Annotated in this window: 13 protein-coding genes; 10 read left to right on the forward strand and 3 right to left on the reverse strand. The window is 42.4% G+C overall.

Annotation, left to right across the window (positions count from 1 at the left end):
- The first annotated feature begins 167 nt into the window (after positions 1-167).
- The 10 genes from VIM89_RS14610 to VIM89_RS14655 all read left to right on the forward strand — a co-directional run bounded on the left by VIM89_RS14610 (position 168) and on the right by VIM89_RS14655 (position 12,621).
- Positions 168-1,133, forward strand: a complete 966-nt coding sequence (locus VIM89_RS14610) for a hypothetical protein (protein WP_488156907.1) — start codon at positions 168-170, stop codon at positions 1,131-1,133.
- A 5-nt stretch (positions 1,134-1,138) separates the two neighbouring features.
- Positions 1,139-2,704: a phosphatase PAP2 family protein gene (locus tag VIM89_RS14615; RefSeq protein ID WP_488156908.1), complete on the forward strand. Its 1,566-nt coding sequence runs from the start codon at positions 1,139-1,141 to the stop codon at positions 2,702-2,704.
- Between the two features lie 12 nt (positions 2,705-2,716).
- The gene (locus VIM89_RS14620; RefSeq protein ID WP_488156909.1) at positions 2,717-4,036 is read left to right on the forward strand and encodes a vanadium-dependent haloperoxidase; all 1,320 of its coding nucleotides are present in this window, start codon (positions 2,717-2,719) and stop codon (positions 4,034-4,036) included.
- Between the two features lie 15 nt (positions 4,037-4,051).
- The gene (locus VIM89_RS14625) at positions 4,052-4,849 is read left to right on the forward strand and encodes a hypothetical protein (RefSeq protein ID WP_488156910.1); all 798 of its coding nucleotides are present in this window, start codon (positions 4,052-4,054) and stop codon (positions 4,847-4,849) included.
- A 42-nt stretch (positions 4,850-4,891) separates the two neighbouring features.
- Positions 4,892-5,980: a hypothetical protein gene (locus VIM89_RS14630; RefSeq protein WP_488156911.1), complete on the forward strand. Its 1,089-nt coding sequence runs from the start codon at positions 4,892-4,894 to the stop codon at positions 5,978-5,980.
- Positions 5,981-6,105: 125 nt separating this feature from the next.
- Positions 6,106-6,570, forward strand: a complete 465-nt coding sequence (locus VIM89_RS14635; protein WP_488156912.1) for a RidA family protein — start codon at positions 6,106-6,108, stop codon at positions 6,568-6,570.
- Positions 6,571-6,603: 33 nt separating this feature from the next.
- The gene (locus tag VIM89_RS14640) at positions 6,604-7,716 is read left to right on the forward strand and encodes a D-TA family PLP-dependent enzyme (protein ID WP_488156913.1); all 1,113 of its coding nucleotides are present in this window, start codon (positions 6,604-6,606) and stop codon (positions 7,714-7,716) included.
- A gap of 90 nt (positions 7,717-7,806) precedes the next feature.
- Positions 7,807-8,877, forward strand: coding sequence for a dipeptidase (locus tag VIM89_RS14645; protein ID WP_488156914.1), 1,071 nt, complete (start codon positions 7,807-7,809; stop codon positions 8,875-8,877).
- A gap of 81 nt (positions 8,878-8,958) precedes the next feature.
- Entirely contained in the window at positions 8,959-11,553 is a 2,595-nt protein-coding gene (locus tag VIM89_RS14650; RefSeq protein WP_488156915.1) for an MGH1-like glycoside hydrolase domain-containing protein, read from the forward strand.
- A 99-nt stretch (positions 11,554-11,652) separates the two neighbouring features.
- Positions 11,653-12,621, forward strand: coding sequence for a beta-ketoacyl-ACP synthase III (locus VIM89_RS14655; protein ID WP_488156916.1), 969 nt, complete (start codon positions 11,653-11,655; stop codon positions 12,619-12,621).
- A gap of 56 nt (positions 12,622-12,677) precedes the next feature.
- On the opposite strand, the gene VIM89_RS14660 is transcribed toward VIM89_RS14655, so the two are convergent.
- From VIM89_RS14660 to VIM89_RS14670, 3 genes are all read right to left on the reverse strand, one after another.
- Complete coding sequence (locus tag VIM89_RS14660) at positions 12,678-12,956, reverse strand: hypothetical protein (protein ID WP_488156917.1); 279 nt, start codon at positions 12,954-12,956, stop codon at positions 12,678-12,680.
- Between the two features lie 148 nt (positions 12,957-13,104).
- Positions 13,105-13,647 (reverse strand): DUF4251 domain-containing protein, encoded by a 543-nt coding sequence (locus VIM89_RS14665; protein WP_488156918.1) that lies wholly within the window; start codon positions 13,645-13,647, stop codon positions 13,105-13,107.
- A gap of 144 nt (positions 13,648-13,791) precedes the next feature.
- On the reverse strand, positions 13,792-14,280 hold the full coding sequence (locus tag VIM89_RS14670) for a DUF4251 domain-containing protein (protein ID WP_488156919.1): 489 nt from the start codon (positions 14,278-14,280) through the stop codon (positions 13,792-13,794).
- Between the last annotated feature and the right edge of the window lie 39 nt (positions 14,281-14,319).

Below are 14,319 nucleotides of genomic sequence, written 5' to 3' on the forward strand. Positions count from 1 at the left end.
AATGATGTCGTGTGAACATTCATAAAATTTCCTGAAAATTCTATCCGGGGCTGACCTAAGCAGTCGCTTTTCCCTTTAGTCTATTGCGTTTAGCCTGCAAGGTATTCGCATCTGGCCCTGCATCACCTATTTACCTGGTAACTAATTAAACTATCGATAAATCAATTATGATGAAACCTTTACTCAAGCATTTTTACAAATGCATCGCCATTGCTGCCTGTGTGGGTATGTCTATTCAGCACGCATCAGCTCAAATGGAGAACGACGGGATCATGATCCCCAAAAATTACATCTGTGCCGGGCCAATGTTCAGCACATCCAGCTGGACCAATTATTGGGAAGGTACCTATAAACGGAATAATGGAAACATTGGCAAAGTAACTACCAATATGTATTCATTTATGGCTACTTACGGTATTACTAACAACCTGATTGTAACAGCCGGGGTCCCTTACATTACCAGCACCGCTTCAGCCGGAACGTTGCATGAACAAAAAGGCATACAGGATCTTTCGCTTAACCTGAAATGGAGAGCTTACAAATTAAAGACCGATAAAGGCACCTTGTCGTTATTTGCGAGTGTTACCGGGTCAATTCCATTAACCAACTATGAAGCTGATTTTCTTCCGCTGGCTTTAGGCTCACACAGCAAAAATTTAACAGGAAGGGTTGTGCTCGATTATAACTATGGAAAAGTATTTTTTACCGGCTCAGGTGCATACACGAATCGCAGCAACATCACAATCGACCGTAACTCGTATTATACTACAGAGCTGATCTACAGTAACCAGGTAGAATTGCCTAACATGTCTGATTATAACTTCAGGGCCGGTTACCGAAGCAAATATCTGATTGTTGAGGGCATTGCCGATATCAGTACTTCGATAGGTGGTTTTGATATCCGCAAAAACGATATGCCTTTCCCAAGCAACCGCATGAACATGACCAGCGTTGGCGGAAATATAAGATATCGTTTAAAATCATTCTACGGGCTTGAATTTGCAGCCGGCGATGATTACGTGGTAAATGGCAGAAACGTAGGTCAAAGCAATATGATCCATGGCGGTCTCACTTACATATTTGGTCTTACAAAAAAGAAAACGGTTCAGGATAAAGACAGCTTTAAAAACTAACGACGATGAAAAAAATTGTACAAAATATAACAGCTATCCTTTCAATTGCGGTGATCGCTTCTTCGCTTTCATCATGCAGAAAGGAAGTCATCAGCCAGGTAAATACATATCCATCTTTGGCTCCAGCAAATCTTGACCTGAACGCGGATACCTGGAAACCTGTACTGGTTACAGATCCTACTGCATTTACAGTTGCTGCACCAGATGCCACTACATCCCCGGCTTATGTAGCCGATCTGAACGAAATAAAGGGATACCAACGCAGTTTAACTGATGATCAGCGTGCCATTATAAAATATTGGAGCGCCGGCGCTGTTTTAAGATGGAACGAGATCATGCGCGATTTGGTAGCAAAACATAATGTTCCGCCATACCAAAATCCCGACGGCAGTTACCCGGCCCCAAGCTCAACTAATCCATTTAATTACCCTGAATTTCCGTTTGCAAACCCACCGTATGCAGCACGTGCATTTGCTTACTTAAGCGCAGCAGAATATGATGCGTTAATTGTGGCCTATCACTATAAAAATCAGTACAACAGGGCTGCGCCTTATAAAAATGATCCGGGAGTACAGGCATTGATACCGAAATCTGATCTGCCATCATATCCAAGTGAAGATGCAGTGGTTGAAGGTGCGGCAGTGCAGATCATGAAGATGATGTTTCCGACTGAAATAGATTATATAGAGCAAAAGGCTGAAGAGGAAAAACAATACCGCATTATGGCCGGTGCCAATACCCGCGGTGAGTTAAATGCAGGGGAAGCATTAGGTATACAAGTAGCGAATGTTTTCACTGCAAGGGCTCGTGCTGATAAAGCAGGCACGGCCGGCGGCTCGCCAACTTATTGGGCATTATTGAAAACTCAAACTGCAGCCAAAGGTGAAATGCCGTGGGTAAGCCTTGAAACGCCTAAAAGGCCTCCAATGCTACCATTATTTAATAAAGTAACCCCTTTCTTATTCGACACGTTGACCGTTGTTGCATTGAGACCGGGACCGCCGCATTCTACCGGTTCTGCTGAATTTGCTGCTGACCAGAAAGAAGTATTGTATTATAGTCAGCATGCTACGCGCGCAAATGAAGCATTAGTTGCTTTCTGGGCAGATGGCGTAGCAACCTCTACCCCAACAGGGCATTGGAACGCTATTGCTGCATCTGAATTTGTAAAGCAACATTATAGCGAGGTACGCTGGGCCAGAAACTTTGCGCTATTGAACATGGCGCAGATGGATGCTGCCATTGTGTGCTGGGATACTAAATATGCTTATTTCAACCCTCGTCCGTCACAGGTAAATAGCGTGGTAAAAACTTTGACTGGAGTGCCAAACTTCCCGTCATATACTTCAGGACACTCGAACTTCAGTTCTGCAGCTGCAACAGTATTAACTTATCTGTTACCCGACAGAGGTACGAAATTCACCGATATGGCGCAACAGGCATCTCTTTCAAGACTTGTCGGAGGCATCCATACCCGCCAGGATATTCAGGTAGGACAAACAACAGGTGCCGAAGTTGGACAGTATGCTGTTCAAAGAGGGCAGTCAGATGGAGCAGGTATAGGCAATTAATACGATTTATAAATGAAGTATCTGTTTAGAATATCACTGGTTTTACTTTTGGCTGTTGGGATGGTTTCCTGCCATCACAAACCAAGCGGCCCGATCGACGATGTAGCGGTGCTGCATGAGAATGAGGACCAGCTGACCAATGTGATCATCTATGATGTATTCACCCCGCCGGTAGCGGCCCGTATTTATGGTTATACCTCGCTGGCAGCTTATGAAGCCATCCGTTATGCTGATCCGAAGTATAATTCGATCACGGCACAATTGAGAGGTTTCGGAACGCCGCCAGAGCCTGAACAAGGTAAAAAGTATAACTACACGCTGGCAGCCACCAAGGCATTCTTTACTGTGGCTCATAAGGTGACTTTCTCAATAGATACCTTAAAAAAGTACGAGGATAAAGTATATTCCCGCTTTAAGGATAATCTGGATGAGGAAACCTATAACCGTTCAGTAAACTTCGGAGAGAAAATAGGAAAAATGATCCTGAAAAGAGCTAATGTGGATGACTATCCCCAAACCCGCGGCAAACCCAAATACCTGGGAAGCGATGACCCGGGCAAATGGCGTCCAACCCCACCGGATTATATGGATGGTGTAGAATACTGCTGGGGACAAATGCATACCCTGCTGCTTGATTCATCAATGATGTTTCCACCACCCGCACCACCGGTTTACAGTGATGATCAGAACAGCGCTTTTTTTAAACAGTCAAAAGAAGTGTATGATCAAAACAAATCGCTGACCCCTGAACAAAAAACCATAGCCAGCTACTGGGACGATAATCCTTTTGTGGTGGTACACAATGGCCATATGATGTTTGCTGATAAAAAGATCACCCCGGGAGGACACTGGATGGGTATAGCAGCAATTGCCTGCAAACAAAGCCATGCCGATGCAGTAAAGACAGCGCAGGCATATGCACTGACCTCGGTTGCCTTGTTTGAATCATTTATTACCTGCTGGGGAGTAAAGTACAAGTACAGCACAGCAAGACCGGTAACAGTGATCAATGAGAAGATCGATCATAACTGGCTGCCGCTGCTACAAACCCCGCCGTTTCCTGAATATACAGCAGGTCATAGCACCATAAGCGCCGCATCGGCCGTGATATTAACCCATGTGTTTGGGGATAACTTTGCTTTCCGGGATACCAGCGACAAGAAATACATTGGCCTGGAGAGGCACTTCGACTCGTTCAACAAAGCAGCTGAAGAAACAGCGATGAGCCGTTTCTATGGCGGGATACACTTCAAGAACAGTTCGCTGATCGGAGCGGAGCAGGGAAAGAAAGTGGGCGAATACATCTGGCAAAAACTGAAACTGACTAAATAATAAGAATAATAATTAATGGAAAATTCACTGCATTTAGATTCTAAAATTCATTTTACACTTCGTTTTGCTGCGGCAATGTGCTTCATTGGCCATGGCGCCTTTGGTATTATCGGAAAAGCAATATGGCTCAACTACTTTGCTGTTTTTGGTATCACTCATGATTTAGGCACTCACATGATGCCTATAGTGGGTGTATTGGATATACTGATGGGGATTTCTTTATTGATTTATCCCACCAGGATTATTTTATTATGGTTGATAGTATGGGGATGCATAACAGCTTCATTACGTCCTCTGTCTGGCGAACACTTTGCTGAAATGATAGAGCGTGCAGGAAATTATGGCTCACCATTAACCCTTTTGATCCTATCCGGATTAGGTGGAAGGAATATAAAAAACTGGTTTAGCAGAATCAGCCCGGATACCCTTATTAATGAAAAGACACTTGCTGTCGCCACTAACTGTTTGCGAATAGTAGTTTTCCTGCTTTTGGCTGGTCACGGCTGGCTCAACCTGGTGGAAAAGAAGGGCCTTCTTGGTCAGTATACTTCATTAGGCTTTTCTGATCCTATTCAGGTAGCCCACATTGTTGGTGTATTCGAAATCCTTGCTGCAATAAGCGTTTTGATTAAACCTATTCGACCGGTAATTTTTGCCCTGTTTATATGGAAAATAGGAACAGAGTTATTCTATCCGCATTGGGAAGCCTTTGAATGGATAGAACGCGGCGGTAGCTACGGTGCTATACTGGCCCTTTGGTTCATTTTACCTCAAGTATCAATCAAGACACAAAAAACAATAGCAACAACTTAATAATCTTCAACCTTAAAAATCAATCTTAATCTTTAATCGAAAATGAAAACTATTTACAAATCATTATTTGCTGTACTCTTTTTATTAATTATTAGCCGCTCTAATGTTTTTGCCCAGGGTTGCGTAGCCATACGCAGTACAGGTGGTTTATGTACTATGGACGAACACCCTGATAGTGCACTTAAGGGCGGATCATGGCTGTTTAACAGTAATACCCGTTATTATAAATCATTCAGACACTTTGTTGGTAAACAAGAACAATACTACCGTATTGATCAGTTGCACAATAACGTAATCAATAAAGTCGTTACCCAGGATTTTGGTTTTACCAGGATATTTGACGATCGCTGGTCAATAGCTTTGGATATACCTTATGCTGATAACAGCCGTTCACAGGTATCAAAAGGCGGTACCAGGTTTAGTACGCATACTTTTGGTTTGGGCGATATTCGTGTAACGGGTTATTACTGGTTATTTAATCCTGCTAAAGTTCACCAGGGAAATATCCAGGTGGGTTTAGGTGCAAAGTTTGCAACTGGTGCATATAATTTACAGGATTATTTCTTAAATGCTGATGGCTCAAAAACTCTAGGTCCTGTGGACCAGTCTATTCAATTGGGCGATGGTGGTACGGGAGTAAGTGCTGAGATAAACGCTTATTACAATCTGTCTCATAAATTTGGATTCTACGGTAACTTCTTTTACCTGGCCAATCCAAGAGACGTAAATGGTACACCCCGATCATCTACTCCTGCAAATGCCCAAACTATTGCAACGACAGGAGATATAGAAAGCGTGCCGGATCAAATGCTGATCAGGGCAGGTGCAAGTTATGCAGTCGGTCGTTTTGATATTTCTGCAGGCTTCCGCGACGATTGCTTGCCTGTGCGCGACTTATTTGGCGCCAGCGATGGTTTCAGAAGGCCGGGTCGTATTTTATCTGGCGAGCCAGGCATTACCTATCGTTTTAAAAATATTGCGATCTACGGATTCTTCCCTATTGCAGTCATTCGCGACCGTACGCAAAGTGTTCCAGACTTGCGTACCCAGGCAATCACTCACGTTTATACGCAGGGCGATGCCGCATTCGCAGATTATGTGGTGAATATCGGACTTACAGTAAAATTTTAGTTGAACAAATCTTTACTGGTTGATTAGTTGAAAGCCGGGCCTGAGATACCCGGCTTTTTTGTTTCTATACTATCAGATTTTAAATATAAGTTCAGCAAATCGGTAAATCTTCCTAGTTTTATAAAATGAATACTCCCGAGCAAAATTTCGCAGCTTTGGGCCTCAATCTGCCCCCTGCACCACAGCCATTAGGCGTTTATAAACCCTACTTAATTGACGGAAAATACCTCTATGTATCAGGACACGGAACAGTAAAAGACGATAAAACCCTGATCATTGGCCGTATTGGTGAAACCATGACTGCCGAAGATGGAAAGCTGGCAGCACGCCAGGTGGGTTTAGCAATCTTGTCTACCATCAAAACAAACCTTGGTAGCCTGGATAAAGTAAAACGTGTAATTAAGGTTTTAGGAATGGTAAACTGCACGCCTGATTTTGAGAAGCACCCTTTTATTATAAACGGTTGCAGTGAGCTGTTTGCAAAAGTTTGGGGCGAAGATAATGGCATTGGCGTTCGCAGTGCGGTGGGCATGGGATCTTTGCCTGACAATATTCCTGTGGAGATTGAAGCATTATTTGAATTGGTTTAAGTTATAGTCCGAAAGTCCGTAAGACCGAAAGAAATGACTGATCAAAATTGGTATACAATCAATGATATTGATAAACTAGATACGCCTGCGTTGGTGGTTTATCCTGACAGGGTGAAGGAGAATATCAATGTCCTGAAAGGGATGATAGATGATGTCTCGCGTTTGCGCCCGCATGTAAAAACCCATAAATGTAAGGATACAGCATTATTAATGCTTGAGGCAGGTATCACCAAGTTTAAATGTGCCACCATTGCCGAAGCAGAAATGCTGGGTACGAGCAAAGCACCCGATGTTTTGCTGGCTTATCAGCCCATCGGCCCAAAACTGGAACGATTTATTAAGCTGATACAAGCCTATCCGGAAACGCAATATTCCTGCCTGGTAGATAACATGGTCGCTGCAGATCACATATCACAGGTTGCTCTTGAGAATAATATTATCATTCCTGTTTATATTGATTTAAATATCGGCATGAACCGAACTGGCATAAAACCGGATGATGCACTCGAGCTTTATGAATATTGCAGTGAGCTGCACGGGATAAAATTGATAGGCTTACATGCCTATGATGGCCATATTCATGATAAAGAGTTTGCAGTACGTGAACAGAAAGCGAATGAAGCCTTTGCTAAAGTTGAGCATCTTCAGCAACAAATAAGGAAAAATGGTTATCCTGAACCAATTATCATTGCCGGAGGTTCGCCAACATTTCCGATTCACGCAAACAGGGAAACGGTTGAATGCAGTCCGGGTACTTTTATATACTGGGACAGGGGATATAGCCTGAACTGCGAAGAGCAGCCATTTTTAACAGCAGTGCTTGTGATATCAAGAATAATTTCACTACCCGATGAAGGCAAACTTTGTTTGGATGTTGGGCACAAATCTATTTCAGCAGAGAATGAACTGACCAAAAGGATATATTTTCTCAATGCTCCTGAGTTGGCCTTTGTTGGCCAGAGCGAAGAACATTTGATAGTAGATGCGGGAAGAGGTCATAACTATAAAATAGGCGACGTATTGTATGGGTTGCCATATCATATTTGCCCGACAGTCGCCCTGTATGAACGCGCGATAACTATTGAAAATAATCACATAAGCGGAGAATGGCGCAATATTGCCCGGGACCGGAAGATTACTATTTAAGTTAAATTGGTTGATTGAGTTGGACTAAGTTGATTATGTTTATAACAATCACCAACCACTCATTCAATTAACCATTCAACACAATCAACTATGTTCACTATTGATGCCCACCTTGATCTAAGTATGAATGCACTGGAATGGAACCGCGATTTGCGGCGACCAATTGCAGAAATAAATGAACGCGAAAAAGGATTAACCGACAAGCCTGATCGCGGTAATGGCGTGGTGTCTCTACCTGAACTGAGAAAAGGCGAAATAGGATTGGTGGTTGCAACACAAATAGGGCGATATGTTGCTCCTGATAACCCGTTGCCGGGTTGGCACTCACCTGAACAGGCATGGGCGCAAACACAGGGTCAATTAGCCTGGTATAAGGCGATGGAGGAAGATGGCGAGATGGTGCAGATAACAGACCTGGAAAGTTTGGAAAAGCACATCGAATTATGGAAATATGCTAAATCAACCCCAGATAAGCCAGTTGGGTATGTTTTGAGTTTGGAAGGGGCAGATTCCATCATCACGCTAAAACATCTTGAAAGGGCGCATCGGTATGGATTGAGAGCTATCGGTCCGGCACATTATGGCTCTGGCAGGTATGCGAATGGGACAGACGCTACCGGAAAAATGGGCAAAGCCGGGCTTGAATTATTAAAGGAAATTGAACGCCTCGGAATAATATTGGATGCTACGCATTTATGTGATGATGCTTTTTGGCAGGCGCTGGATAATTTTAACGGCCACATCTGGGCCAGTCATAACAATTGCCGGGCATTGGTGGATCATAACCGTCAGTTCAGTGATGAAATGATCCGTGAGCTGATTGACCGTGGTGCAGTGATCGGAGCGGCTTTGGATGCCTGGATGATGGTGCCCGGATGGGTAAGAGGTGTATCCACACCAAAACAGATGAACTGTAACCTGGAGGCGATGATCGATCATATCGATCATATTTGCCAGATTGCAGGCAACTCCTTACATGTAGGCATGGGTACAGACCTGGATGGTGCATTCGGAAAAGAACAATGCCCTTACGACCTGGAAACTATTGCTGATCTGCAAAAAGTCCCCGCACTTTTAAGTAAACGCGGTTATACCGAACAAGATATCGAAAACATGATGCATGGCAACTGGTTACGCTTCCTGCGCAACGCATGGGCCTGATTATATTTATGTTAACAGGTTGAACTGGCCAAAATCTTCACTTTATTTGTACATCATAAACCGTTATTAACCTTAATACCTATGAATGCAGAACAGGCACGGTTGCAGGACAACGACTGGAAAAAATGGGGTCCTTATGTGAGTGACCGCCAGTGGGGAACAGTAAGGGAAGACTATAGTGCAAATGGCGACGCCTGGAACTATTCTACCCATGATATGGCCCGGAGCCTGGCCTATCGCTGGAACGAGGAGGGTATTGCGGGTATATGCGATGAATTGCAGTTGCTCTGTTTTTCCATTGCTCTATGGAATAAAAAAGACCCGATCATAAAGGAGCGTTACTTCGGATTAAGTAATCCGGAAGGAAACCATGGCGAAGATGTAAAGGAACTATATTATTACCTGGATAGTACGCCTACACACTCCTATATGAAAATGCTGTATAAATATCCGCAGCAGGAGTATCCTTACGGATGGCTGGTTGATGAGAATAAACGCAGGACGAGGAACGATCCGGAGTTTGAACTGATCGATACAGGCATATTTGACGAGGATAAATATTTTGATGTATTTGTTGAGTATGCCAAATGTACATCCGGTGAAATATTAGTGAGAATCACAGTCCATAACCGGGGAAGCGAAGATGCTTCGCTGCATGTATTGCCTACTATCTGGTTCCGTAATACGTGGGATTGGGGCTATGATGATTACAAACCGCGCCTCAGGCAGGATTCACCCGGCGTAATGGATATTTATCACAAAGATATTGGGCAATACTGGCTAAAATCAGATGGAGAAGCTGAATCCCTTTTTTGCGACAACGACACCAATACCAAACGACTGTATAATTATGATGATGGTAAGCCTTTTTATAAGGATGGTATAAATGACTACCTGGTACATAGCGCAAATAGCATCAACCCACAAAATGCAGGTACAAAAGCAGCAATAAACTACGATATTACTATTCCTGCAAATCAGAGTGCAACTATTCGCCTTCGTTTGACACAGGATGCAAAAAATGCTTTTGAGGATTTTGATACTGTTTTTAAAAACAGACAGGCTGAGGCGGATGAATTTTATAATACGCTGCAGCAACATTCAAGTAACAGTGATCACGGTATGATTCAGCGGCAGGCCTTTGCGGGTATGCTATGGAGCAAGCAGTATTATCATTACGATATTCATAATTGGTTAAACGGTGATCCCACAGAGCCCAAGCCGCCTATTGAACGACTGACCGGAAGGAACAACAGATGGCAGCACCTGAATACCCGGGCTATCATATCTATGCCGGACAAATGGGAATATCCATGGTTTGCCTCATGGGATCTGGCTTTTCATTGTTTGCCATTGGCCGAGGTAGATATGGCGTTTGCAAAAAGGCAACTGCTATTGCTCACCCGTGATTGGTATATGCACCCTAATGGCCAGTTACCGGCTTACGAATGGGATTTTGGCGATGCCAACCCACCGGTGCATGCTATGGTAACCTGGACCATATACAAACAGGATAAAGAGGCGAATGGCGGCAAAGGCGATTTGCGTTTCCTGGAACGTATATTTCATAAACTAATGCTCAATTTCACCTGGTGGGTAAACCGCAAAGATGCGCAGGGCAATAACATTTTTGAAGGAGGATTTCTAGGTCTGGATAACATTGGAGTATTTGATAGAAATGCTACTTTACCCGGTGGCCAATACCTGGAGCAAGCCGATGGCACCAGCTGGATGGCGATGTACTCACTTAACCTGCTTCGGATTGCATCTGAATTGACAGCCAATAACGGCGCTTATGCAGACATTGCATCTAAATTTTTTGAACATTTCCTTTACATAGTAGGGGCCATGTCAAATTTAGGAAAGGATAAAGAGGGTCTATGGGACGAGGAGGATGGGTTTTTCTATGATCAGCTTAAATCGCCAGATGGGAGTGTGCAAAAAATGAAGATCAGGAGTATAGTTGGGTTGATCCCGTTATTCGCAACTGAGGTCCTCGAAGATAAAGACATAACTGATAGCCCGATATTTAAAGACCGGATGAAATGGTTTACAGATAATCGTCCTGATCTTGCCGCGTTGGTATCCCGTTGGAATGAAAAAAATGCACAGGGAAAACATCTGCTAAGCTTGCTTCGTGGTTATCGTATGAAGTCGCTGCTTAGGTATATGCTGGACGAAAATGAGTTTTTGAGTCCGTATGGTATACGCTCGGTATCAAAATATCACCTGGATAATCCATATCGAATCAAAGTTGATGGGCACGAGTTCAGCGTTAAATATTTACCTGCAGAAAGCGATAGTGGTCTGTTTGGAGGCAATAGTAATTGGCGCGGACCGGTTTGGATACCTATTAATTATCTCATCATTGATAGCTTGAATCGTTTTTATCAATATTATGGTGATGATTACAAAGTAGAATGCCCTACAAATTCTGGTGTGTTTATGAACCTGAAAGAGGTAGCTGATAATTTATACTATCGCCTGCTTAATATATTTCTGCGTGATGAAAACGGCAGGCGTGCTGTATTTGGTAATTACAAAAAGATGCAATTTGATCCGCAGTTTAAAAACTATATCTTGTTTCATGAATATTTTGACGGAGATAATGGTCGTGGGGTAGGTGCATCTCACCAAACCGGCTGGACGGGGTTGATCGCCAAATGCCTTCTTTAAAAAGAATATTTCTATTTAAAATATTGTTTCAGATAATCCTTGCATTGAAATTATAATATTTACTAAATTGTACTTTAGTATAAATTATAAATCCTGATAATGAATTCTCAAATTTCAGCCGTAGGTGTATATGTGCCATCTCAAGTTATAACAAATGATTGGTTTGCCGATAAAATAGAAACGAATAACGAATGGATCATATCGCGAACGGGAATCAGAGAACGCAGGTTTACTGCGCCGGATGAATATACCAGTGATATATGCATAAAAGCTGCCCAAAATTTATTGGCTGAAAACCCAGGTGTCTCATTCGATGACGTGGATTTTATCATAGTAGGCACCACCAGTGCCGACCAGGTGATGCCCAATATGGCCAGCCAGATACAAAATGCTTTAAATATACCGGATGCAGGATGTCTTGACATTATGGCTGCCTGCGCGGGTTTTGTATATGGCCTTATTCTGGCTAAGGGATTAATCGCCGCAGGAACTCATAAAAAAGTATTGGTATTTGGAGCAGAGACCTTATCCAAATTCACTGATTTTACCGACCGTACTTCATGCATATTATTTGGGGATGGAGCTGGAGCCGCATTGGTGGAAGCTGCGGAGAAAAGTAAAATATTCAGCACTATTAACGGTACAGACGGTAGCCATGGTAAAGATCTTTATTTATCACAACATAATTCTGTAGTTAACGGAGAGGAAATAGTTCCTAACGGGAAGATACACCAGAACGGCAAAGTAGTATTCAAATGGGCTATTCAGACCATCACTCATAAGGTAGGTGAGCTATTATCGAAGAATTCTATAACGCTTGACGACTTGGATTGGATAATATTACATAGCGCTAACCTTAGAATTATTGAAGCAGTTGCACAGGAACTTAATGTACCTATGGATAAAATGCTGACCAGTATTGAGTTATATGGAAATACATCGTCGGCATCTATACCTCTGGCATGGGATCTGGCTGCAAAATCCGGTAAAATAAAACCCGGAAATAAGATGTTGTTGCTTGGCTTCGGCGGAGGACTAACCTATGCAGGCGTTATTATAGAGGTGTGATACCAGTTGGCAGTTTGCGGTATGCGGTTTGCAGGCTCACGTAATTATTCATATAGTCAATCCTGGATGTAATTTTGCACAAACTCATCCTCACTGATTGCTTTGACTATCGTTGTAATGATGCGGTATTCCTCTGATTTATTGTCGATGGAATTTGCGTATCTATCCAGTTCATAGGAATAATCTATTGCTTCCTGTTCGTCTTCAAATTTCATTACAACATCGTTATTCTCTTCCGTGTCTAACCCATTGGGTGGGAGCGGAATATTATATTTATTGAGTTCGGTAAGCGTAAATGGTGACTTGCCATCCGAACTAATTTCTATGACTAACATATCTTTACTATTCTGATGGTTAACTCTAATTAGAACAATCTTGCAGGGAAAAGGTTTAATGGCTGCTGACAAGCTATCAAAACAGGGGTTAAGGATAACGCAGGGCATTTAGAAAGTTAGGCTTCAACCCTGTTAAAATTAAATTTTATTAGTCTGAAGCAGCCATCCTCCTGGAAGGAGGGAACATGGCATTATGTTCGGTAATGTACCCGTAAAATGCAACCGGATTACGGTCGGTAAAGTTGACGGTTACTGTTGCATAACCATTTTTAGAAATAGCCATATTGATTTTTTTGATGTCTCTTTCATTTTGGGCATATTTCTCTTTTGGAATAATAGTCACGTTCCATCCACCATTTTTGCTTTGTTCTTTTGTATAGCTAAAATGGGTGCAGGTAACACCTGCATTCATAGCTTTAACGGATGCGTCTGTCTTTTTACCAACACCCGGTAAATAAGCAATCAGTGTGTCTTTTGAGATATCAAGATCGGTTCCTGATTTTATAGCCTCGCTATTGCCTTTTTTTGTGACCATTTTGGTAGCCTCAAATGTGTAGAGGTTACCATCGATCAACTCTTTTACTTCGGTTTTCTTCTTAGCTTCATCGCCCTTTAATGATGCTTGTGCACAAACAGTATTTGCTCCCAATACAGCGAATGCAAATACTAATAATTTACTTAAGCTTTTCATATCTAGAGATTTAAACCATTAACTAATGATTAACAAATACTATACCACGGTAAAAATGTGCGTATGCAGAATAAAAGAAAAGGTTCTGAGTAATCAGAACCTTTTAAATTGTACCCTTTAAGGGACATATATTATGGTAAAGGGTTATTTCAAATAACCGTCATAAGAGATAAAATCGCGGTTTACACTGTTTATCGATAAGGTGGCGTAACCATCGGGAGATATATTCAATATTAACTTATCGATATTTTTCGCATCGGTTGGTTTTATAGTTATTTCCCAGCCTTTCTTTTTGGCCTTTGCATCATAATTGAATTTTGTCGAGGTGAACTTCATGCCCGTATCACCATTATAAGGCACATCAAAATAAGCGCGACCGTAATACGGAAGGAAAGCAATCACACTATCCTTAGTTACTTTCAGATCATAATAGGTTTCTGTCAACTGTTTGGCGCCTCCGCGTTGGGGCAATACGTAATTAGCTATAAAGGTGTAATTCTGGCCGTCGACATTTTTCTTTATTGTCGCTTCTTTTTCGGCTTTTTTGTCTTTCCTGGTGGTTTGTGCAAATGTGGTGTTTAATCCGGCGCCAACTATTAGCAGCAGGATGCATAGGTATCTTAAAGTCTTCATAATACAGGTATGATGAGAAATCAGGGGAGATTCCATAAA

Source organism: Mucilaginibacter sp. (assembly GCF_036568825.1).
In the GTDB taxonomy this organism is placed as follows: domain Bacteria; phylum Bacteroidota; class Bacteroidia; order Sphingobacteriales; family Sphingobacteriaceae; genus Mucilaginibacter.

Coding starts and splice junctions, on each gene's coding strand:
- VIM89_RS14610 (WP_488156907.1), top strand. CDS start 168: ATGATGAAACCTTTACTCAAGCATTTTTACAAATGCATCGCCATTGCT.
- VIM89_RS14615 (WP_488156908.1), top strand. CDS start 1,139: ATGAAAAAAATTGTACAAAATATAACAGCTATCCTTTCAATTGCGGTG.
- VIM89_RS14620 (WP_488156909.1), top strand. CDS start 2,717: ATGAAGTATCTGTTTAGAATATCACTGGTTTTACTTTTGGCTGTTGGG.
- VIM89_RS14625 (WP_488156910.1), top strand. CDS start 4,052: ATGGAAAATTCACTGCATTTAGATTCTAAAATTCATTTTACACTTCGT.
- VIM89_RS14630 (WP_488156911.1), top strand. CDS start 4,892: ATGAAAACTATTTACAAATCATTATTTGCTGTACTCTTTTTATTAATT.
- VIM89_RS14635 (WP_488156912.1), top strand. CDS start 6,106: ATGAATACTCCCGAGCAAAATTTCGCAGCTTTGGGCCTCAATCTGCCC.
- VIM89_RS14640 (WP_488156913.1), top strand. CDS start 6,604: ATGACTGATCAAAATTGGTATACAATCAATGATATTGATAAACTAGAT.
- VIM89_RS14645 (WP_488156914.1), top strand. CDS start 7,807: ATGTTCACTATTGATGCCCACCTTGATCTAAGTATGAATGCACTGGAA.
- VIM89_RS14650 (WP_488156915.1), top strand. CDS start 8,959: ATGAATGCAGAACAGGCACGGTTGCAGGACAACGACTGGAAAAAATGG.
- VIM89_RS14655 (WP_488156916.1), top strand. CDS start 11,653: ATGAATTCTCAAATTTCAGCCGTAGGTGTATATGTGCCATCTCAAGTT.
- VIM89_RS14660 (WP_488156917.1), bottom strand. CDS start 12,956: ATGTTAGTCATAGAAATTAGTTCGGATGGCAAGTCACCATTTACGCTT.
- VIM89_RS14665 (WP_488156918.1), bottom strand. CDS start 13,647: ATGAAAAGCTTAAGTAAATTATTAGTATTTGCATTCGCTGTATTGGGA.
- VIM89_RS14670 (WP_488156919.1), bottom strand. CDS start 14,280: ATGAAGACTTTAAGATACCTATGCATCCTGCTGCTAATAGTTGGCGCC.